Annotated in this window: 23 protein-coding genes; 13 read left to right on the top strand and 10 right to left on the bottom strand. The window is 68.3% G+C overall.

Translation table 11 applies throughout. The annotated features are described in order from the left end of the window. Positions 1-241: 241 nt before the first annotated feature. Together OG747_RS50805 and OG747_RS50800 are read right to left on the bottom strand one after the other, a co-directional pair. On the bottom strand, positions 242-385 hold the full coding sequence (locus OG747_RS50805; protein ID WP_331743633.1) for a hypothetical protein: 144 nt from the start codon (positions 383-385) through the stop codon (positions 242-244). A gap of 139 nt (positions 386-524) precedes the next feature. Continuing rightward, positions 525-1478, bottom strand: coding sequence for a DUF5996 family protein (locus OG747_RS50800; RefSeq protein ID WP_331743636.1), 954 nt, complete (start codon positions 1476-1478; stop codon positions 525-527). Between the two features lie 501 nt (positions 1479-1979). Between OG747_RS50800 and OG747_RS50795 the strand changes: the two genes are divergently transcribed. Further along, a complete protein-coding gene (locus OG747_RS50795; protein ID WP_405886368.1) occupies positions 1980-2444 on the top strand; it encodes a hypothetical protein in 465 nt (154 codons plus the stop codon). On the opposite strand, the gene OG747_RS50790 is transcribed toward OG747_RS50795, so the two are convergent. After that, positions 2413-3114, bottom strand: a complete 702-nt coding sequence (locus OG747_RS50790) for a Clp protease N-terminal domain-containing protein (protein WP_331743642.1) — start codon at positions 3112-3114, stop codon at positions 2413-2415. The two genes, OG747_RS50795 and OG747_RS50790, sit on opposite strands and share 32 nt — an antisense overlap. Positions 3115-3207: 93 nt before the next feature. Further along, positions 3208-3618, bottom strand: a complete 411-nt coding sequence (locus OG747_RS50785) for a hypothetical protein (RefSeq protein ID WP_331743645.1) — start codon at positions 3616-3618, stop codon at positions 3208-3210. Between the two features lie 382 nt (positions 3619-4000). Between OG747_RS50785 and OG747_RS50780 the strand changes: the two genes are divergently transcribed. Continuing rightward, positions 4001-4198 carry a TetR-like C-terminal domain-containing protein gene (locus OG747_RS50780; RefSeq protein WP_331743648.1) on the top strand — a complete coding sequence of 66 codons (198 nt, stop codon included), beginning with the start codon at positions 4001-4003 and terminating at the stop codon, positions 4196-4198. Further along, on the top strand, positions 4195-5025 hold the full coding sequence (locus tag OG747_RS50775) for an SDR family NAD(P)-dependent oxidoreductase (RefSeq protein ID WP_331743651.1): 831 nt from the start codon (positions 4195-4197) through the stop codon (positions 5023-5025). Before OG747_RS50780 ends, OG747_RS50775 begins: the two co-directional genes overlap by 4 nt. A 388-nt stretch (positions 5026-5413) precedes the next feature. On the opposite strand, the gene OG747_RS50770 is transcribed toward OG747_RS50775, so the two are convergent. The 3 genes from OG747_RS50770 to OG747_RS50760 form a co-directional block, all read right to left on the bottom strand. Beyond that, a complete protein-coding gene (locus OG747_RS50770) occupies positions 5414-5689 on the bottom strand; it encodes a muconolactone Delta-isomerase family protein (RefSeq protein WP_331744993.1) in 276 nt (91 codons plus the stop codon). A gap of 79 nt (positions 5690-5768) precedes the next feature. Beyond that, the gene (locus OG747_RS50765; protein WP_331743654.1) at positions 5769-6356 is read right to left on the bottom strand and encodes a DUF6262 family protein; all 588 of its coding nucleotides are present in this window, start codon (positions 6354-6356) and stop codon (positions 5769-5771) included. After that, the gene (locus OG747_RS50760) at positions 6353-6610 is read right to left on the bottom strand and encodes a hypothetical protein (protein ID WP_331743657.1); all 258 of its coding nucleotides are present in this window, start codon (positions 6608-6610) and stop codon (positions 6353-6355) included. Before OG747_RS50760 ends, OG747_RS50765 begins: the two co-directional genes overlap by 4 nt. Positions 6611-6688: 78 nt before the next feature. On the opposite strand from OG747_RS50760, the gene OG747_RS50755 reads away from it, so the two are divergent. Both OG747_RS50755 and OG747_RS50750 read left to right on the top strand, forming a co-directional pair. Continuing rightward, positions 6689-6835 carry a hypothetical protein gene (locus OG747_RS50755; protein ID WP_331743660.1) on the top strand — a complete coding sequence of 49 codons (147 nt, stop codon included), beginning with the start codon at positions 6689-6691 and terminating at the stop codon, positions 6833-6835. Between the two features lie 106 nt (positions 6836-6941). Continuing rightward, complete coding sequence (locus tag OG747_RS50750; RefSeq protein ID WP_331744996.1) at positions 6942-7385, top strand: GNAT family N-acetyltransferase; 444 nt, start codon at positions 6942-6944, stop codon at positions 7383-7385. Between the two features lie 218 nt (positions 7386-7603). Here OG747_RS50750 and OG747_RS50745 read toward each other — a convergent pair whose 3' ends face one another. Next, positions 7604-8380 (bottom strand): enoyl-CoA hydratase/isomerase family protein, encoded by a 777-nt coding sequence (locus tag OG747_RS50745; RefSeq protein ID WP_331743663.1) that lies wholly within the window; start codon positions 8378-8380, stop codon positions 7604-7606. Between the two features lie 166 nt (positions 8381-8546). Here OG747_RS50745 and OG747_RS50740 point away from each other — a divergent pair, with 166 nt between their 5' ends. The 3 genes from OG747_RS50740 (at position 8547) to OG747_RS50730 (ending at position 11406) form a co-directional block, all read left to right on the top strand. Next, positions 8547-9446 (top strand): LysR family transcriptional regulator, encoded by a 900-nt coding sequence (locus OG747_RS50740; RefSeq protein WP_331765166.1) that lies wholly within the window; start codon positions 8547-8549, stop codon positions 9444-9446. A gap of 294 nt (positions 9447-9740) precedes the next feature. Beyond that, complete coding sequence (locus OG747_RS50735; RefSeq protein ID WP_331743670.1) at positions 9741-10478, top strand: SDR family oxidoreductase; 738 nt, start codon at positions 9741-9743, stop codon at positions 10476-10478. A gap of 163 nt (positions 10479-10641) precedes the next feature. After that, positions 10642-11406 (top strand): SDR family NAD(P)-dependent oxidoreductase, encoded by a 765-nt coding sequence (locus OG747_RS50730; RefSeq protein WP_331743673.1) that lies wholly within the window; start codon positions 10642-10644, stop codon positions 11404-11406. A gap of 479 nt (positions 11407-11885) precedes the next feature. On the opposite strand, the gene OG747_RS50725 is transcribed toward OG747_RS50730, so the two are convergent. Beyond that, positions 11886-12800, bottom strand: coding sequence for a LysR substrate-binding domain-containing protein (locus tag OG747_RS50725; RefSeq protein WP_331743676.1), 915 nt, complete (start codon positions 12798-12800; stop codon positions 11886-11888). A gap of 143 nt (positions 12801-12943) precedes the next feature. Here OG747_RS50725 and OG747_RS50720 point away from each other — a divergent pair, with 143 nt between their 5' ends. Both OG747_RS50720 and OG747_RS50715 read left to right on the top strand, forming a co-directional pair. After that, entirely contained in the window at positions 12944-13954 is a 1011-nt protein-coding gene (locus OG747_RS50720) for an aldo/keto reductase (RefSeq protein ID WP_331743679.1), read from the top strand. Positions 13955-13986: 32 nt separating this feature from the next. Next, complete coding sequence (locus OG747_RS50715; RefSeq protein WP_331743682.1) at positions 13987-14406, top strand: SRPBCC family protein; 420 nt, start codon at positions 13987-13989, stop codon at positions 14404-14406. Between the two features lie 544 nt (positions 14407-14950). Here the strand turns inward: OG747_RS50715 and OG747_RS50710 are convergent. After that, positions 14951-15463, bottom strand: coding sequence for a hypothetical protein (locus tag OG747_RS50710; protein ID WP_331743684.1), 513 nt, complete (start codon positions 15461-15463; stop codon positions 14951-14953). A 543-nt stretch (positions 15464-16006) separates the two neighbouring features. On the opposite strand from OG747_RS50710, the gene OG747_RS50705 reads away from it, so the two are divergent. The 3 genes from OG747_RS50705 (at position 16007) to gap (ending at position 19166) form a co-directional block, all read left to right on the top strand. Then, positions 16007-16528: an AAA family ATPase gene (locus tag OG747_RS50705; protein ID WP_331743687.1), complete on the top strand. Its 522-nt coding sequence runs from the start codon at positions 16007-16009 to the stop codon at positions 16526-16528. A 575-nt stretch (positions 16529-17103) separates the two neighbouring features. Then, positions 17104-18060, top strand: coding sequence for a helix-turn-helix domain-containing protein (locus tag OG747_RS50700; RefSeq protein ID WP_331743690.1), 957 nt, complete (start codon positions 17104-17106; stop codon positions 18058-18060). Positions 18061-18167: 107 nt separating this feature from the next. Next, positions 18168-19166: a type I glyceraldehyde-3-phosphate dehydrogenase gene (gap, locus tag OG747_RS50695; protein WP_331765162.1), complete on the top strand. Its 999-nt coding sequence runs from the start codon at positions 18168-18170 to the stop codon at positions 19164-19166. Positions 19167-19406: the final 240 nt, after the last annotated feature.

Genomic DNA, 19406 nt, shown 5'->3' with positions numbered 1-19406 from the left:
GAAGACCACGCTCGTCGGCATCCGACGAGGACGAGACGGGGAACACCCGCATCTCTCAAAGCCGACGGAAACCGTAACCAACCAGGATGAAAGCAGTGGCGGATCCTGAGGATCCGCACCGATGACACGAAGTAGCATCAACCAGCCTGCTCAAGCCAAACACCCAACAGTTGAAGACCCTCTCCAGCGTCGAAGAAGTCCGCGATCAGTGCGAACGTCGCCTCGGGCGAGGGGCGGCGGCTCAGCGGGCGAGGACCGCGGCGTACGCCCGCTGCCAGAGGCGGCGGGCCATCTCCCAGGGGCCGAGGCGCCGGCCGTGGCGCAGGCCCAGCTCGGTGAAGCTGCCGGAGTAGACGCGGGTGCGGCGGAACGGGTTAGCAGTCATTGGGCCCTGACCCCGAGGTTCGGACCCCACACCGGCGACCGCACACGGCCACGCCGCGCCCGAAAAGCCTGGAAACCACAGGCACACACAGAGTTCTAGAGACGCTCCCAGTCTTCCGAGTCAGGAATCTCGACCTGAGTCAGCCGTGCTGGTGCTGGACGAGCGCGGGCGGTGTCCTGCTCATGTACCAACCCTCGACGCGGGGTCCGACGAGGTTGGACGGCCAGCCTGCCGTCTCGACGGCGGCATCGTAGACGGCGTCACCGAACGCCACAATGGCCTGGTGAGGGTCCGCTGTCTCCCTGAGCTTGGCCCACGGCAGACGAACCAGACCGGCGTCGGGATGCCAGGCGGCGCCCTCAACACCCCAGGACCGGCCCCCGAGACCGTCCGGCTGGGGCCAGATGTACGCGTACATGCCGGCGTTCGGCGCCTTGGCATCCCCGAAGGAGAATCCCACCGACACGTACGCATCGAGCTGGGCGTTCTCCATGAACGGCGGCTGGTGGGGCGTCGGCACGGTGGGCTGCGCCCGGTAACGCGTGGCGGACAGGTCGAAGCCGCCCCACATCACACCGACCCGGGGGCGGTATCCCAGGAAGGGGGCCTGCCACGCCTCGAGCCCGTCAGCGGCGAGGTTCAACGCTGTCCAGATCAGCCGGGCCGCGTGGCCATCCCAGGTGCGTTCGACGTGATCGTCCTCGAAGCGCGGCGGAGCATCGGGAATCTCGCAGATCAACGAGCTGCGCGGTCGGTGTATGCCGAGCTCGTCTGCCGCATCGCAGAAGGACGCATAGAACATGGCGACTGATCCCTTGGACAATGGCACCGTCCGCGAGCCATTGTCGGCCTCGATGACCACGCCACCGTCGAGCAAGCCGTAGTGCACCGTGAAGGTCACGCCTCGCTGCCGAAGGGTTGGCGTTCTGAGCCCCCGGGGGGTGACATCGAGGACGGTGTTTCCCCAGCCGACTTCGAAGGGCTCGTCGAGGGTGTACTTGCCTGCGACCTGTACCACCCGGTTCACGTAGTCAACCATGGGCGCCAAGTCCTCATAGACCAGCGTCGGCCACGCATTGAGACGTTCGCTCACAGAGAGCCTCCCAGCGTGTCGATGGGATCAGTGGGAGGGGACGTCAGGTGATGCGCCCGCTCCCCCATGCAGCGACGGGCGGGCCTCGGACACCGAACTGTGATCCAGTACCCAATTCTCACACGCAGGTCAGGGTCCTGCCCACTCGGTGGCGCCGGGTGTCCGACGTGCTGGGCCGGCAGCCAGGATGCGGTGGGTGACCGAAAACCCCGCCTTCTTCGCCCGATGGTCGAACCGCGCCGCTTCTTTGCAGGTCAGCTGCCTATCAGAGGGTGGAACGCGGTTCACAGAGGGTAGAGCGCCGTCGTTTCGAACGGGGTGGAGGTCGACGCCGCGGCCGTCGTCGTCCTGCTTCTCTGGGGGTAAGCCCGGTGTGGTGTGACGTTGTGTGGGGGCAGTAAGTCGATCTTCTGAGACTCGTTCTCGGGGGGTGTGGCTCTGTGGCGGGTTGTTGCATCAACCGTCAGGTCATGGAGTTGCATTGCTGCCTTTCCTGTGGATTTGCCGTCGGGAGTTCGGTACTGGACGGTCGTCGACGACGACTTCGAGGTGGTGTGGGTCGCAGATCAGTGGCTGCGGTTCCTGCGGTTCGGTCGGAGCCGGGCCGAGCTGACGACGAAGGCGTACGCCGAGGGCGTGGCGTTGTACCTGCTGTGGTGCCGGATCACGGGGCGGCAATGGCCGCAAGCGGCCCGGGACATGGGCCTGTTCATGGTCTGGCTGAAGTACACGCCGTCGACGCCGGACGGTGAACCAGCCTCGGTGGTGCTGGGGCCAGGGGCCGAGCCGGCCCGGAAGGAACGGCGGATCAACGGGGTGCTGATCGCGGTGCGTGGGCTTCTGTCGTACGCCGTGTCGGTGGGCGAGGCACCCCGCTCGGTGCTCGGGCAGATATACGAGCTGGCCGACAACCGGGACCTGCCGCTGGACGTTACTACTTGTCGCGCGCGGCGAGCCGTTTGGTGATCTCGGTCTTGACCGTCTCGTGCAACTCGTCTGACGTGAAGCCGAGGTTGCGCAGGATCTGCGCGGCCGGGCTCTCCTCGGCGCGGATCAGGCCCAGCAGCGTGTGTTCCGTGCCGACCCAGTCGTGGCCGAGGTCGGCTGACGCGCGGCGTGCCTGTTCGATGGCCTCCTTGCTCTCCGGCCGGAACGCGATGTGCCCCCGCAGCGCCTTCTCCCCGGCCGGCGGCATCGCTTCCTCGATCGCGTCGCGGATGCGTTGCTCCGACTCGGTTTTCGCCACCAGCACCTCGTACGCCAGGCCCCGCGGTTCGCCGAGCAGGCCGAGCAGCATGTGTTCGGTGCCGATGAAGTGGTGCTTGTGCGTTCGGGCGGCCTCCTGCGCCAGCACGATGCTGTGCCGGTTCAGGTTGGTGAACCGCTCAAACGCGGCGGGCGCGTGGCGTTGCTGCGCGGCCTGTTTGGACACTCCGATGGCATCGCCGATCTCGGTCCATGACGCGCCGGTCTGCTTTGCCTTGCTGACGTAGTGGTCGATGAGCTGGTCACCGAGGTCGGACAGTGTCTGGGCGCGAAGTCGCGCCTCGCTGATGCGGGCCAGTTCGTTGGCGTTGGGGAGTTCCTCGTCGAGCCGGGCGATCAGGTCGGCGAGGCTGATGTCGAGTGGGCTCATGCGTCAATCTTAAGTTGACGATCCCCAATCGTCAACTTGTAATTGACGCTCATCCCGGGCCGATCCTGGCGGTCCATGGCCCTGACGGCCGCATCAGGGGGACGTGGTTCGGTGGAGTCCCTTTTCCCGCAGCAGTTGGAGGAAGGCGGCTGTCTGCTGTTCGTCCAGCGCCGAGACGGGCAGGCCCATGGCCATCTGCGGGGACACGCGCAGTACCCAGAAGTCACCGACGCGCGAGACACTCCGAAACGTCGTCCACGTCCGGGAAGTCGCCCGGTCCGGGCCCTGCGTGCGGTACTCCGTGTCCGTCATGGTGATGGTGACCTCCCGATCCCCCTTCAGGTAAGGCGCCAGCTGACGCCGGACGGAACGCTCGCGCAGCAGGAAGAACGCCGCTCCCGAGACCGCCAGTGCCACGCCGAGCCGGACAGCGCCGGGCACTCCGGCGAGTCCGGCGACCACCGCGGCAGCGCCGGCCGCCACAAGCCCGATAGTGATGGCCACGCGCTGGATGTACCCGCGCCGGGCGCACGCCCGATACGAGCGAAGCACCGTAGCCGGTGTGCTGACGAAGGTGGTCGTTATCGGCATCTCGGCCACACTGGCTCCCGCATCGCGCGTTCAGGGAAACAGCCGCTGATAGGACAGTTCCCGCTACAAGATTTTCCGTCAGAACCAGAGGCTCGACATTGGTGACCTATGCTGCCACGCTCGGCGTCCCGCGCCGCATCGTCGAGTTCCTCGCTCGCCTGCTCGCCGCCCACCGCCGCCGGATCGGCACTCCGCACGGATCGCGGGCACAACCAGGCACCCGACCTGCACCAAGTCCTGAGGAGATGCCAGGAGGCGGCGCGGTCGGCGTTGCCCTCGGCAACGCCGGGCATCGGTGCCGCGCGGCGGCCACCCTCGCTACCGTGCCCGCGCCCGGGGCGATCTGCCCTCCCGTCCCACCCCGTCCACCGCTCTGGACATCGTCTTCGGCGCCCTGTGGTACCGCCTCCTGGCCACTCGCCAGCCCGTCGACGACGACCTCATCGATGACCTCACCGCCACCCTGACGAGCAGCTCGGAAGGCACCCCATGACCGGTTTCCACACCATCCTGATCACCGGCGCCACGGACGGCCTGGGCCGGGCCCTGGCCGAAGACCTGGCAGCCAACGGCGCCGACCTGATCCTGCACGGCCGTACCCGGGCCAAGCTCGACCGGATCGCGGGCCGGTGCGCGACACTCGGCGCAACCAGGCCCCGAACCGTCACTGCGGACTTCGGCGACCTCGACCAGGTGCGTCGCATGGCCACCCAGGTTCGCGCGATGACAGGCCGACTCGACGTACTGGTGAACAACGCGGGGATCGGCGGCGGCGAACCCGACGGCCGCACCCGCCGGACCAGTGCCGACGGTCACGAGCTACGTTTCGCTGTCAACTACCTCGCCGGATTCCTGCTCACCCTCGAACTCCTCCCGCTGCTCCGAGCATCGGCACCCGCCCGCATCGTCAACGTCGCCTCCATCGGCCAGCACCCCATCGACTTCGACGACCTGATGCTGGAGCGCACCTACTCCGGAATGCGCGCCTACGGTCAGAGCAAGCTCGCCCAGATCATGTGCGGCCTCCATCTCGCCACCCGGATCCCCGCAGGCGAGGTCACGGTCAACAGCCTCCACCCGGCCACCTACATGCCGACGAAGATCGTCCTCGATGAAGTCGGCCACAGCATCGACACCTTGGAACAAGGCGTAGCGGCCACCAGCCGCCTCATCACCGACCCCACGCTCGCCGGGATCACCGGACGCTTCTACGACCGGACCCGCGAAACCTACGCCCACGCCCAGGCGTACGACACCACAGCCCGGCTCCGCCTTTGGCAGACGAGCACGCAGCTCACCGCGGCACCGCATCCCGAATAACGGGAGGTGGCGGCGGTGTTCGACCAAAACAGCGACGGCCCGCCTACGAGCGCATGGTGCCCGGCGAAGCCCGCTTCCGTGTCGTTCTGAACATGGCAGTCCGACATTGGTCGGGTGGCCCGAGGGAGTCTCCCCCCGGCCCACCCGACCAGCGGAGCCGTGCAAGGTTCGACGGCTGCAGGGCCGAGACCAGACTCGCGCTCGGCTAATTCTCGACATCACCGACCGCAGGAGCTCGGATACCGGCTCTGAACTGCGACGATTCACAGACTACATGTCGGCGACGGCGAGTTGGGGCCGTTGCTGTAGCTCGTCCGGGTGGTCTCGTGCAACGGCCCGTCCACCGTGGCGGTGGACGGGCCGTGAGATTGAAGCCGCAGGGCTTGGGTCAGCGGGGACCGAATCCGCCGTATGGCCGCAGTGGAATGACTTGGAAGTCCGACATCTTTTTTTGTGCCAGCGGAAGTGCAGCCACAGCGGCTTCGGCGTCACTCAGCGACTCGGCTTCGAGGAGGAAGCAAGCACCTCGGGTGTCCCCCCGCAGCCAGATCTGACGGAGTGTGCCATCGGCGTAGAGCTCTCGAACCGTCTCGGTCTCCTGCGGCAGGACGGCTGCAAAGTCCTCGTCGCTGAACTGGTCGCTGTATCGCTGCGTGATCACCATGAATTGCACGTGGCGAACCTATCAAGGCCATGAGTCGCCCATCGAACACAGTGACGACACGGCCTTCGCCAGATCGGGATCAGGCGCTTGGTTCCGGGTCTGCGAGGCGGGATTCGAGGTCGGCGACACGACGGTCTTGGAAGCGGAGGTTGGAGCGGGCGGCCTTGAGTCGTTCGTCGAGGGTGCGGTTGTCGGTGGTGAGTTGGCGGACTCGCAGCTTGAGCGGTGTGTTCTCGGTGGTGATCCGCTGGATGGCCTCTTCGGTCCACTCGGCTCGCAAGTCGCGGATCTGGCCGAGGAGTTCACCGATGCGGGTGCGTTGGGCGAGGATCTCGGTATGGGCGGCCTTGAGGGCGTCCTCGGCGTTCAGCGCGCGTTCGCGCCAGGTCGCCTCCCGCTCGTCGTCCTGTTCGGCGAGCATCCGGGGCCGGCGTTCGCCGGCCTGGGAAATCGCCGCGGTGATGGCGGCTCTGGCCTCGGGGTTGTCGTAGAGGAAGGTGCGCGAGACGTCCGCGCGGCGGGCGACGCCGGCGACGCTGACCTGTGCCTTCTCGCGCCGCAGTCGAGCGATGGCCTGGTGGACACGCTGAAGGGCGGCCTCGGTCTTCCGGCGACGGGCTGCCAGGGCCGCGGCCGTGCGCGGTGCAGGGACGGTGGCGGTGTTCATGCGACGTCCTGTTCGGGATCGATGTCCTCGGCTGTGCACGTATCGCTGTACTCGTTCGCCTCGTCGCTTTCCGTGCCTGCCTCGGCGAGGGCGGTGGCGCGGAAGGCGGTGGACCACACGCGGTGGAAGTAGTCCTGGGGTTTGCGCAGGTCCAGGGCGAGGGCGTCGTCGAGGAGGCCGAGGCCGGCCAGAGCCTTCTCCGGGCCGATTGCTCGCTCTCCCCGAGACCTCGACAGCAACTCCAGGATTCTCATCGTCCGATCGCCACCGCCACTGAGTCACAGCGAGCGGCTCACCCGGTACGCAGGGTCAAAAATTAACCGACCGGACGGATGATCCTCTACCAACTCTCCGGCCTCCGTTTGCGGGTCGGCAGCGCCACCGACCCGCCCACCATCGTCGTCAGCCAGGGCGTGCAACTCCATCTGCTCGACCTCCTCGGCCTGGAACCGACACGTCCCCGCTGGCCAGAGACCTGAACGAGTGACCCGCGAAATACGGAGCTAGTTGGCCGCATTCGCGTCACGCCGTGGAGCCAACGGAGCAGTGAGACCAGGAGAAGCCCGGCGCGATAGCGTGGCGATCATGGCGGACTGGGATATTCGGCTGGCATCGGTGTCGGACGTCGAGGCGGTGGCCGAGTTGCGTGCGATGGTGCTGCGGGCGGATCTGGACCGGCTCGGGCGGTACGACGCGCAGCGGGTGCGGCAGCGGCTGCGAGACGGATTCGACCCGGCCCACACCTGGGTGATCGAGGTGGGCGGTGCGTTCGCCGGCTGCGTGGCACTGCGACCGGCCAAGGGCTTCCACTGGCTGGAGCACTTCTACCTGGCCCCGCATCTTCAGGGCGACGGCATCGGCTCGGGCGTGCTGCGCGAGCTACTGGAGCGGTGTGACCGCAGCGGTGTCCTCGTCCGGTTGAACGTGCTGCAGGGCAGTCCGGCCCGACGGTTGTATGAACGGCATGGGTTCACCGTCGAGACCGAGGATCCGATAGACGTGTTCATGGTGCGCAAGCTGCCCCAATGAGCGCCGAAGTGGCCAACCAGCGTGCTCAGTCACACCCCCACCCAAGCGGTCAAACTTCAGTGACAATCGGTCAAGGTTCGCTGGCACAGGACACCCTCAGGACCTTGGCCGGTCGATCACCTGGCGGCGGGGGCGCCGGTCGGGTGGCAGGTCGGCGACAGCGTGCCCCAGTCGCTCGGACGAGTCGTGCAGGGCCCCGATCCAGCAGTCGGCGGCGGTCACGCCCCGGCCCCGCTTCGGTACGCGAGGTCGGCCGCGGTGAGGCCCTCGAGCGCCATGCCCAGCTGGGTGCCTTCGGCCATGCGGCGGCTGATCCGCTGCCGCAGGGTGACGGCCAGATGGCGGGTGAGCAGTTGCGGCTTGGCGGCGATCTGCTCGGCGAGTTCCTGGGCCCGGGGCAGCACCCGCTCCAGCGGCAGCACCTCGGCGACGGCACCCCACCGTTCGGCCTGGTCGGCGGTGAAGGAGCCCTGGGTGAGGGTGAGGTGGCGGGTGCGGTTGACGCCGATGGCCTCCTCCCAGGCGATCTGGATGCCGTCGCCGGGCACGATACCGAAGGTCAGGTGGGGGAAGTCGGAGAAGACGGTGGTGTCCGCGGCCATGACGATGTCGGCCAGCAGCGCGTATTCGCTGTGCACGGAGGCCGGGCCGTTGACGGCGGCGACGATCGGCATCTCCAGGTCGACCAGGCGCTGCATCACCCGGCGGCCCTCGGCGGCGGTGCGGTCCCACTGCGCGGGCTTGGTGATGTCCCCGAGGCTGGCGCCGTCGATCTCGGTCATGAAGCGGTCCCCGGTGCCGGTCAGCACCAGGACCCGGTTGTCGCGGTCCTCGCCGATCTCGAACAGGGCGCGGGGAAAGTCGGTGTGCAGCTGACCGGTGAAGGTGGCCGGGCCGCCGTCGGTGTGGAAGCGCAGGGTCAGCACTCCGGAGTCCGTGCGGCTCAAGGCGATGTTCTTGAAGGCAGTGAAGTAGTCAGGTGTTGCGCCGGTCATGGTCACTCCTACGGTGGCGCGGCGCCGTCGTGCGCCGCTCTTCCACACAACCACCTGGGCAGGCCGGTTCGTAGCGTTCGCCCAGTCGCTCCGGGACCACCCCCCATCAGGGATGTTTATGGCACCCGGTCGAGCCGCGATCCGTCGATGTGGTGCGATGGGGTCCATGGAGCTTCGGGACATGCGCGCCTTCGTGGCGGTGGTGGAGGAGGGCGCCCTGTCCGCGGCGGCCCGCCGGCTCCATATGAGCCAGCCCCGGCTCTCCCAGATGGTGCTCGCGCTGGAGCGGGAGTTCGGAGTCGGCCTGTTGGTGCGCAGTTCGACCGGGGTCCAGCCGACCGAGGCCGGCACCGCCCTGCTCGCCGAGTCCCGTGCGGTGCTCGCCCGGTACGACCAGGCCGTCGCCGCCGTCGCCCGGCACAGCGCACCAGGTGGCTCCGTCCTGCGGCTCGGCATCCCGCTCGAACTGCCCCCCGGGTTCCTGACCCGCCCGCTGGCGGCACTTGCCGACGCGTATCCCGAAACCCGGGTGGAACCCCGGCACATGTCCACCGCGGACCAGGTGGCGGCCCTGCGCTCCGGGGAACTCGACATCGGCCTGCTGCGCGAACGCCCTTCCGGGGGTGACCTGGACGCGATCAAGGTCCTGGAGGAGAGACTGGGCGTGCTGCTCGCGGCCGAGCGGGGCGCCGAACTGTCCGGCCCGGAAGGTGTGCGGCTCGACTCCCTCGCCGGGCTGCACTGGGTCGGCTTCCCCCGCTCCGGAAGCCCCGTCTGGTACGACGAGGTCACCGCCGTACTGCGCGGACACGGCATCGCCACCGAAGCCTCCGCGGTGGGAGGGGAGGCGCTGCTTGCCGAAGTCAAGCTGGCAGCGGTGAGCGACGGGACGGCCTTCGCCCTGGCGCCGCCGCACTGGTTCCACCCCTTGCCCGAGAACGTCGTCTGGCAGCCCCTGGCAGGCAGTCCTCTGGTGCGTCGGACATGGGCCGTGTGGCAGGCCAGGTCGCACCGACTGGACCTCGGCCATTTCGTGGTGGCGCTGGGGAACGACAGCGGCGGATGACCTGCTGCCGCCTCCGGTGACGCTGTCGCCCGAAGCCGAGGCCGCCCAGGTCATCGTGGCTCCGGGACTCCAGGCGATCTTGCCGGGCGGGCGCGGCGGCATCGTCGGCCGACGGGCGCGCATCGGGTTGGTTCGAGCGTGGCGACCCGCAGCGCCACCGCGGGCCATAAACATTCCTGATGGCCGGGCCGGCGAGGACGAATGGCCGGAGGGCATGGCACCGACCGCTCCCTCGGTTGTGAGACATCGCGGTGGTCACCACGCCGCGATGACACCGACGGAAGGGAAAGGATCATGGAGCTTCGAGACCGGAAGGCGCTCGTGACCGGGGGCGCAACCGGCATTGGCTTCGCGACGGCACGACTGCTCGCCCGGGAGGGAGCCGAGGTCGTGATCGCCGGCCGGAGCGAGGAAGCTGGTGCCAAGGCCGTGGCCGAGCTCGGGGAGCACGGCGGCCGGGCACGTTTCCTCCAGGTCGACCTGCGTGATCCGGAGTCGGTGCGCAGGCTCGTCGAGCAGGTGGGGGACGTGGACGTCCTGGTGAACAACGCCGGCGCGTTCCCGTTCGCCCCCACGGTGGAGCAGGGCTTGGACGCGTTCCAGCAGCTCTTCACGACGAACGTGCAGGGGCCGTTCTTCCTCACCGCAGCACTGGCGGAGAAGATGGCGGCCCGGGGCGGCGGCAGCATCGTCAACGTCACGACGATCGCCGCACAGCGCGGCATTCCCGGCACTGCCGCCTACGGGTCGGCCAAGGCCGCAGTCGATTCCCTGACCCGCACCTGGGCGGTCGAGTTCGGTGGCCTCGGGGTCCGGGTGAACGCCGTTGCGCCCGGTCACACTCGCACCCGGAACGTTTCCAGCATGATCGGCGAGGAGACCTTCGAGCGCATCGGCGCCGAGGTGCCGCTCGGTCGGCTCGCCGACCCCGAGGAGATCGCCGAGGCGATCCTTTTCCTGGCCTCTCCGCGGGCCAGTTACGTCACCGGAACCGTCCTCACCGTGGACGGCGGAGCGGTGGCCCTCACCTGACCCCCTGGAGCAGGGTCGCTGCGCGAGCATGCTCCACATCACCCAATCACCCGTCACCCAATCACGTAATCACCCATAAATTCTCCATATCGCCCGCACAAGGTACATATCGCCTATCGTCCCGTGAAGGCGGGCAACGAACCGACACCCCAGAGGAAGAACCATGGGACTGCTGAACGACAAAGTGGTGCTGGTCACCGGCGGCACTTCGGGCATCGGCCGCGCCGCCGTCGACCTGTTCGCCGAGGAAGGCGCCAAGGTGGCCTTCACCGGGCGTCGCGCCGAGGCCGGCGAACAGGTTGCCGACGAGATCTCCAAGGCGGGAGGTGAGGCGCTTTTCATCCGGGCCGACGCAACCGACATCGCCGGCGCAGCTGACGTGGTGCGTCGGACCGTCGAGCACTTCGGCCGACTGGATGCGGCGTTCAACAACGCCGGTACCGCCATGGTCGGTCCGCTGACCGAGCTGGACGAGAAGACCTGGGACGTCCTGGTGGACGGCAACCTCAAGAGCACGTTCTTCTACCTCCAGGCGGAAGCGGCGCAGATGAAGCGCCAGAAGGAAGGCGGCTCGATCGTGCTGAACGGGTCCGTCTTCGCCCAGTTGGGCATCGAGGGCATCTCGATCTACAGCGCCAGCAAGGGTGGCGTCACCGCGCTCGCTCGCGCCGCCGCCGTCGAACTCGGCCCCGACGGCATCCGTGTCAACAGCGTCAACCCGACGGTGATTCGCACCCCTCTCACCGAAAGCGGAATCACCAGGAACGAGGACGGGACCGAGTACCACCCACATGGCGAGAAGATCCCGCTGGGCCGGCTCGGTGAGCCCGAGGAAGTGGCCAAAGCGACCCTCTTCCTGCTGTCGGACCTCTCCTCGTACATCACCGGTCAGACACTGATGGTCGACGGCGGGCAAAGCGTCAACTGACCCGACCACGGCACCGTTTCATCGGCGTGGGGACCGGAATCGAAGGGGCCGGTCCCCACGGCTTGTCGCCGAGCCTTTCCGGCCTTGCCGTGCGGACGGCGTGTGAGCCGTTGTCTTTCCGGTCCTGACCATTGCGTTGCTGCTGGTCAGGAGTGAACCCGCTGTCTGCGAGGGAGCGTTGGGGCGCCGGGTTGCTTTTTTGATCGGTGGGGTGGCTGATGGCGTCGGTGGATGCCGAGCGGCTGCTGGAGCGGTGATCATCGTCCGGGAAGTCGTGGCGGAGGTGCTGGCCGAGCCGGCAACCCGGGCCGGGGACCAGGACGTGGACGGGGTGGAGGGTCGGTCCAGGGGAGTGAGGCGGCGACGGGCCGGGACCGGGTGTGGGCCGAGGACCTCGCGACGGCCTTGGGCCTTCACGCGGTGTTCGCGAAGTAGGCAGCGGTCGTCGCCGACAACGCTGTGCCGCGGGTTTCGCGGGTTCAGCCGGTGTGTTCCTGCTCCTTGTCTCCGGTGTTCAGGACGGTTGCGCGGAACGAGGCGACGACCGGGCGGAGATCGATCCGGTGCCAGGCGGCCCACAGGCGCACAGACCTCTGGAACCAGGGGAGTTCGCGGACCGTGATGCCTGGTGTGTGGCCGTGCAGCATGCTCTTCTGTACGAACGCTACGGCGAGCCCGGACGCGACGAGGCCGAGTGCGGTGAGGGATTCCGGGGCTTCGAGTCGGATGTCGGGGGTGAACCCGGCGGCGGCGCAGGATGCGACGAAACTGTCCCGCCAGGCGTGATGCTGACTGTCCTCGATGGCGATCCATGGCTGGGTGTCCAGGTCTTCGGGCAGGATCTCCGTCGCGTCGGCGAGGGGGTGGTTGCTCGGCATGGCCAGGAGCAGAGGGTCCTCGAGGAGGAGGGCGCTGCGCAGGTCCGGGTCCGTCTCGGGCGGTGCCTCCGGGACCAGGGCGATGTCCAGGCTGCGTTGGCGCAGTCCCTCGAACTGCTGTGGAGAGGTCAGGTCGTAGAGGGCGACGTGGATTCCGGGACGCTCGTCGTGCAGAGCGCGCAGGGCCCGGGGCAGGAGGCCGGTGTGCATGGCGTCGCCCACGTACCCCACGCACAGGCCGCCCTCTTCGCCCCGGCCGAGGCGTCGGCCCAGGTTCTCCAGTCGGTCCGCGTGCCGCAGCAGGGCTGTGGCCTCGGTGAGGAAGACGCGGCCGTCGGAGGTGAGCCGGATGCGTTGCTGGCTGCGCTCGAACAGCGTCAGGCCCAGGACCTTCTCCAGCTGGGCGATCTGCCGGCTCAGCGGTGACTGCGAGATGTGCAGGCGTTCGGCGGCCCGGCCGACGTGTTCCTCTTCGGCGACGGCCACGAAATATCGGAGTTGGCGCAGGTCAAGCACGTAAGACCTCTCGGGACTCAAGTGTGTCCAAGCAAGTCTTGGACAGTCTTATCCCTCGATCCTAACCTCGACAGAGCAAGAGCCGCGGAGCGGAAAAACCCTCCCGAACTCCGCGTCACGTAATGGAGAGAAGGATCTTCCTCATGGGCATCAAGTCCCTTCTGCCGGGCACCCTCGGCTTCGGTACCGCACCGCTGGGCAACATGTTCCGCAGCATCCCGGACGAGGAGGCCGCGGCCACCGTCGAGGCCGCCTGGGACCAGGGCATCCGCTACTTCGACACCGCCCCCTTCTATGGTGCCGGTCTGTCCGAGATCCGCCTGGGCGAGGTGCTGGCCGGCCGGCCGCGCGACGAGTTCGTGCTCAGCACCAAGGTCGGCCGTGTCATCCTCGACGAGCTGGAGGACCCCACCGCCCGAGACCTGGGCGAAAAGGGCGGCCTGTTCGAGCACGGCCGTCCGAACAAGATGATCGACGTCTACACGGCGGACGCCACCCTGCGCTCCATCGAAGACAGCCTCACGCGCCTGAGGACGGACCGCCTCGACATCGTCTGGGTGCACGACGTTGCCCAGGACTTCCACGGCGACAACTGGCCGGCCGTCTACGAGACCGCGCGCACCGGTGCTTTCCGCGTCCTGCAGCGTCTCCGCGACGAAGGCGTCATCAAGGCCTGGGGCCTCGGCGTCAACCGTGTGGAGCCGATCGAGCTCACCCTCGACCTGGACGAGCCCCGGCCCGACGCGTTCCTCCTGGCCGGCCGCTACACCCTCCTCGACCACGACCGGTCCCTGCAGCGCCTGCTGCCCGTCGCCACCGAGCAGGGCGTCGACATGGTCGTCGGCGGCCCGTACAGCTCCGGCGTCCTCGCCGGCGGTCGGCACTTCGAGTACCAGGAGGCCCCGCCGGAGATTGTCGCCAAGGTCGAACGGATCAAGGCACTCACCGCCGAGCACGGTGTGAGCATCAAGGCGGCTGCACTGCAGTTCGCACTGGCCCACCCCGCCACGGCCGCCGTCGTACCCGGCGCCACCCGGCCCAGCCGCATCGGCGAGGACGTCGCCGCCCTCGCCGAGAGCGTCCCGGCTGCCTTCTGGGCCGCCCTGCGCGACGAGAAGCTCATCGCCGCCGACGCTCCCACCCCCACCGCCTGACACACCACAGCACACCGTAGGAAGCACCCACCATGGCCACCACCACGGCATCCCTCGACATCCCGCAGAGCCCCGACCGCGTCTGGCAGCTCATCGGCGGTTTCGGATCCCTGCCCGACTGGCTCCCTTACATCCCCGAGAGCGAAGTGAGCGAAGGCGGCCGTGTACGCCGCCTGACCAGCCAGGACGGCGGCGTCATCGTCGAACGCCTCCAGGCCTTCGACCACGATGCGCGTAGCTACTCCTACGCCATCGAACAGGCGCCGTTCCCGGTGACCGGCTACCTCTCCACTCTGCGCGTGCACGCCGTCCCCGGCCGCCCCGACGTCTCGCGCGTCGAATGGTCCGGCACGTTCACCCCCGTCGGTGTCAGCGACACCGACGTCGAAGAGCTCTTCCATGGCATCTACGTCGACGGCCTCGCCGCGCTCCTGAAGACCGTGAGCGCCTGAAACGGAACGGCATCACCGAGCGCCGCCTGCGGGTACCGGCGGCGTTCAGTGATGCCCAAACTCTTTACCGGGGCCCGTTGACGCGACTGAGGAGGGTCGCGTCCCTCGCGCCCCGAGCTCATCGCTTCGGCCGACGGCCACGGAGCGGTCAGCCACGCCGGATTCCGCCTGCTGGCCGATCTGGCCGATGCCACCGGCCTGACCACTGCCTTCACCGACGCGCTGCGTCGCCTGCGGGGACATGCCCTACCGTCTGGAAAGCATGATCCCCGGCCTGCAGTGGGAAACCCCGCACAGTCCCGACCTCATGCCAGAGTGGGTGCGCGCCTTCCTCGGCCCTACACAGGCGTAACGCCGGCGAAGCGGAGCACAGACCAACCGTGCTCGGACCGCCCCTCGACACCGAACAGAACGGAAACCAGATTCCCGCCTCGCGTCAAAGCGCCGCGACCTGCCGACAGAGGGAACGACCCGGTTGCGACGGGGACCATGCCGCCTCCGTGTCCGGCGGGCTGAGGGTGACGCCGGGCTCAGGGCTGCCAGGTCAGCCGGCCTCGTTCCACGTCTTGTCGAACCAGTCGAGGAACGGGACGACGCCACCGACCTTGGAGATCCGGTCGTGAATCGCCCTCTGGTCGTGTCCGGCGATGAAGCTGCGACCCGAGGGTGTCTCACTGCCGCACCCGCAGGCGCAGAGAGTCCTGTCGAACGGGGAGTCGACGTACTGGACCGGGTTCTGGCTCTTTCCCACCGGCGCGTCGCTGCCCACGTACTTGTCGTACATCGGGTCGCCCGGCTTGAGGACTGTGCCGTTGATGGTGCGGCGGCCGTCAGGATCGGCGGCCGTGATGCTGTCGATCCTGACGGCCAGGACGACGATGCCCTTGGCGGTGAACAACGCGTAACGCTCGCGGTCGGCGCGGGTGCCGAGCCGCCAGCGGCCACGACCCGCCTCGTAGACCTCCTCGTCGGTCAGTCCCGGGCGCCAGCCCGCAGTCGACTTCCCGTACTCGTCTGTCGGGAACGTCTGGTAGGTGCCGAGTGCGATGGTGAGCATGGTCAACCCTCTGTTCTCCCACCCGGGAATACTTTGAATTCCGGGGTTGCAAGATGAAGGATATGGGTCGCGGCTTCACGATGCAACCCCGGGATTCAAAGTATGGGTGTGGGGTGCCGTCTTCCGCCGCCCGGCTCGGTGAGGAGCATGCCGAGTACAAATTGGCCGCACCGCCAAGTGATCGGAGGCTGATGATCACAGAACGCTCGGTCGTCTCGGCTGAGGGCAGGCAAGGCACGGGCAGATCTCATCCGGCGCCAACTGGCCAACGACGTCAGTGATCCTCGGCAAGGCTCACATCTCGCACACATTCGCTCTCGGCGGGGGTTGTTGTTCGTGTCGCTGATTGCTGCTCGTCGTTGTGACTCGTCACGCTCAGTGTCGTGGTGGCGAGCTATCTGTCGTGTGGGCTCGGCGCGGGTGCGGTTTCGAGATAGGTGACACTGATCTTGGTGGTTGACACCACCCCGAGAAACGCCGAAGCCGTACCGGATTTCTGCTGTGTCCGTTCCCGCGGCCCGCACTGCGCTAGCGTCGGGTCCCGTGATCGTATGGCTCAACGGCACCCACGGCGCAGGCAAGACGACGACCAGTGCACTCGTGCAGCAGCTGATCCCGGATTCACGGGTGTTCGATGCCGAGAAGGTGGGCGAGACACTCATGGACATCACGCCGGGGCTGCCCAGGACGGACAACTTCCAGCACTGGCCGCCGTGGCGGCCGCTCGTGGTCGAGACCGCCCGCCGGGTACTCGACTACACCGGCGGCACTCTGGTGATGCCCATGACTGTCCTGGTCGAGCAGTACTGGCGCGAGATCAGCACGGGCCTAGCCCAACATGCCATTCCGGTACGGCACTTCGTCCTCCACGCTGACCAAGACACCCTCCGCCGGCGCATCGAGGGGGACACTCTTCTTGGCCCCTCCCCCTTCCGTCTCAAATACCTTGAGCCCTACGCCGAGGCGGCCCGCACGTGGCTGCACGGCGAGGCCGAGGTCGTCGACACCACGCACCTCACGCCCGCCCAGGCCGCCCTGCACATCGCAGAGGCCGTCAAGAGTTGAGGTCCGCCCGGCACGCGAAAACAGGCGCAGGTAGCAACAGAGAACGACCTTCCGGTGTCAAGTAGTGCGAACAGACTCAACCAAGGGCGCAGCTCAGCCCAGCACCGCGGTGGGGGAGTGCGGCGAGCGGGTGGCCCGTCCCGGCCGCGGCGCGGCAGGGACAACTGCATCCCTACGGCCAGGTAGCGATCGCGGTCTGCGTGACCGCGACTTGATCAGCCGGTCTTGGCGGCGAAGGGGCCACCATCGCCGAACGCGAGTCGCGCGAAGTTCTCGCCGATGCGGCGGTGTCCTGAGGGATCAGGATGTTGGGGCTCTCTGAAATTCTCCACCAGCGCTCACCTCGTTCCCCAGACCTGCTCTTGTTCCCCACCGAGCGAGGTAGCCGATGGCTGTGAAGCTGTAACTGAGCGCTTCCCGTGAGCGGCTGGCTTGGCCCGTCTCAGATCGGCTGGAGGCGGGCGAAGGGTGGGACGGGCGGTGGACTGCAAGGTGGAAGACAGCCCGGCCGGTGCGTCGTCTGCCCGGTCCACGCAGCGGGCGTATCGAAGTCACGCCCCACGTAACCTCTTCCTGTGCCAGCCTCCCGCCTGCATCGCGTCGCCGTCCTTGTGCTCGAGGGTGCGAAGCCGCTCGATGTCGGAATTCCCGCGCAGGTTTTCACGACCCGCGCGAGCATGCCGTACGAGGTGCGGGTGTGCGGGGCGACACCCGGTCTCGTGGCCGGCGGCGATGGCCTCGCGTACCACGTCGCCCACGGCCTCGACGCGCTTGCGTGGGCCGACATCGTCTTCGTCCCCGGCTACCGGTTCCCGGACCGCGACGACCCACCGCAGGCCGTCGTCGACGCACTGATCGCCGCCCACGACCGGGGCGCGCGGCTCGCCGCCATCTCGACGGGTGCCTTCGCGCTCGCCGCCACGGGCCTGCTCGACGGCAGGCGCGCCACGACGCACTGGCACTACACGCGGGCACTCGTGGCCAGGCATCCGCTCGTCCAGGTCGACGAGAACGTGCTGTTCGTCGACGAGGGCAGCGTGCTCACCTCGGCCGGCGCCGCCTCCGGCATCGACCTGTGCCTGCACATCCTGCGCGGCGACCTCGGAGTGGCCGCGTCCAACCACGCGGCCCGGCGTCTGGTTGCCGCCCCCTACCGCAGCGGCGGCCAGGCCCAGTACGTGCCGCGCAGCGTCCCCGAGCCACTCGGCGAGCGGTTCGCCGCCACCCGCGAGTGGGCGCTGCACCGGCTCGGCGAGCCCCTCACCCTCGACACACTGGCGCGGCAGGCCGAGGTCTCGCCGCGCACGTTCTCCCGGCGCTTCGTCGAGGAGACCGGCTGCACGCCGATGCAATGGGTGATGCGCGCCCGCATCGACCTGGCCCGCGAACTGCTCGAGCGCTCGCAGCGCAGCGTCGAACAGATCGCCGCCGACGTCGGGCTCGGCACCGGCGCGAACCTGCGCCTGCACTTCCAGCGCATCCTCGGCACCACACCGAGCGAGTACCGGCGCACCTTCACCCGGGGCGAGTAACCCGCCCGGCACCGCGTGGCGGGATCCTTTTGAACCATGGCGATCCCGCCACTGTCAGCGGCGCGAGCCGCGGGCGACCCTGGTGGCGAAGGGAAGGGACATCACTCATGACTCGCATCGCCATCAACGGATTCGGCCGCATCGGACGCAATGTGCTGCGCGCACTGCTGGAGCGCGACAGCGCCCTCGAGATCGTCGCCGTCAACGACCTGACGGAGCCCGCCACTCTCGCCCGGCTGCTCGCCTACGACAGCACCGCCGGCCGGCTCGGGCGCCCGGTCACCGTCGACGGGCACGCCCTCGTCGTCGACGGCCGTCGGATCACGGTGCTGGCCGAGCGCGAACCGGCGCAGCTGCCGTGGGCCGAACTCGGCGTCGACATCGTCCTGGAAGCCACCGGCCGCTTCACCTCGGCCAAGGCCGCCCGCGCCCACCTCGACGCGGGCGCGAAGAAGGTACTCGTCAGCGCGCCGTCGGACGGCGCCGACGTCACGCTCGCGTTCGGGGTCAACACCGACGCCTACAACCCGGCCGTGCACACGATCGTCTCGAACGCCTCCTGCACCACCAACGCGCTCGCGCCGCTGGCCGCGGTCCTCGACGAACTCGCCGGTATCGAGCACGGGTTCATGACGACGGTACACGCCTACACGCAGGAGCAGAACCTGCAGGACGGTCCGCACCGCGACGCCCGTCGCGCCCGAGCCGCCGGCGTCAACATCGTGCCGACCACGACCGGCGCCGCCAAGGCGATCGGCCTGGTGCTGCCGAACCTCGACGGCAAGCTATCGGGCGACTCGATCCGCGTACCGGTGCCGGTGGGCTCGATCGTCGAACTCAACACGACCGTCGCCCGCGAGGTGACGCGCGACGACGTGCTGGCGGCGTACCGCGCCGCAGCGGAGGGGCCGCTCGCCGGCATCCTCGAGTACTCGGACGACCCGCTCGTGTCGTCCGACATCACGGGCAATCCCGCCTCGTCGATCTTTGACTCGGCCCTCACCCGCGTCGACGGCCGCCACATCAAGGTGGCCGCGTGGTACGACAACGAGTGGGGCTTCTCGAACCGCGTGATCGACACGCTCGAGTTCCTCGCCACCCGCTGACCGGACGCCGGGGTGGTACCTCGCCTCCGGCGACGATCTTCTCCGCGGGGGTCGGGGTGCCCAAGTCGTTCCAGCGGAACGAGGTATCCCGTCGAACAGACCGCAGACGACGGGCCCTGGCCCGAATCCCCCTGGAGAGGCTCCGCTCCAGGGCGCGGTGCCGTGGACCGGGTTCTCCGCTCGAGCTGCAGAGCAGCGTGCAGGTTCGTTGAACGATGCGCAGTTTCATTGGTCCGCGTC

The sequence above is a fragment of the Streptomyces sp. NBC_01384 genome (assembly GCF_045040035.1).
Classification (GTDB): Bacteria; Actinomycetota; Actinomycetes; order Streptomycetales; family Streptomycetaceae; genus Streptomyces.
This window is presented reverse-complemented; position numbering and strand designations above follow the sequence as displayed.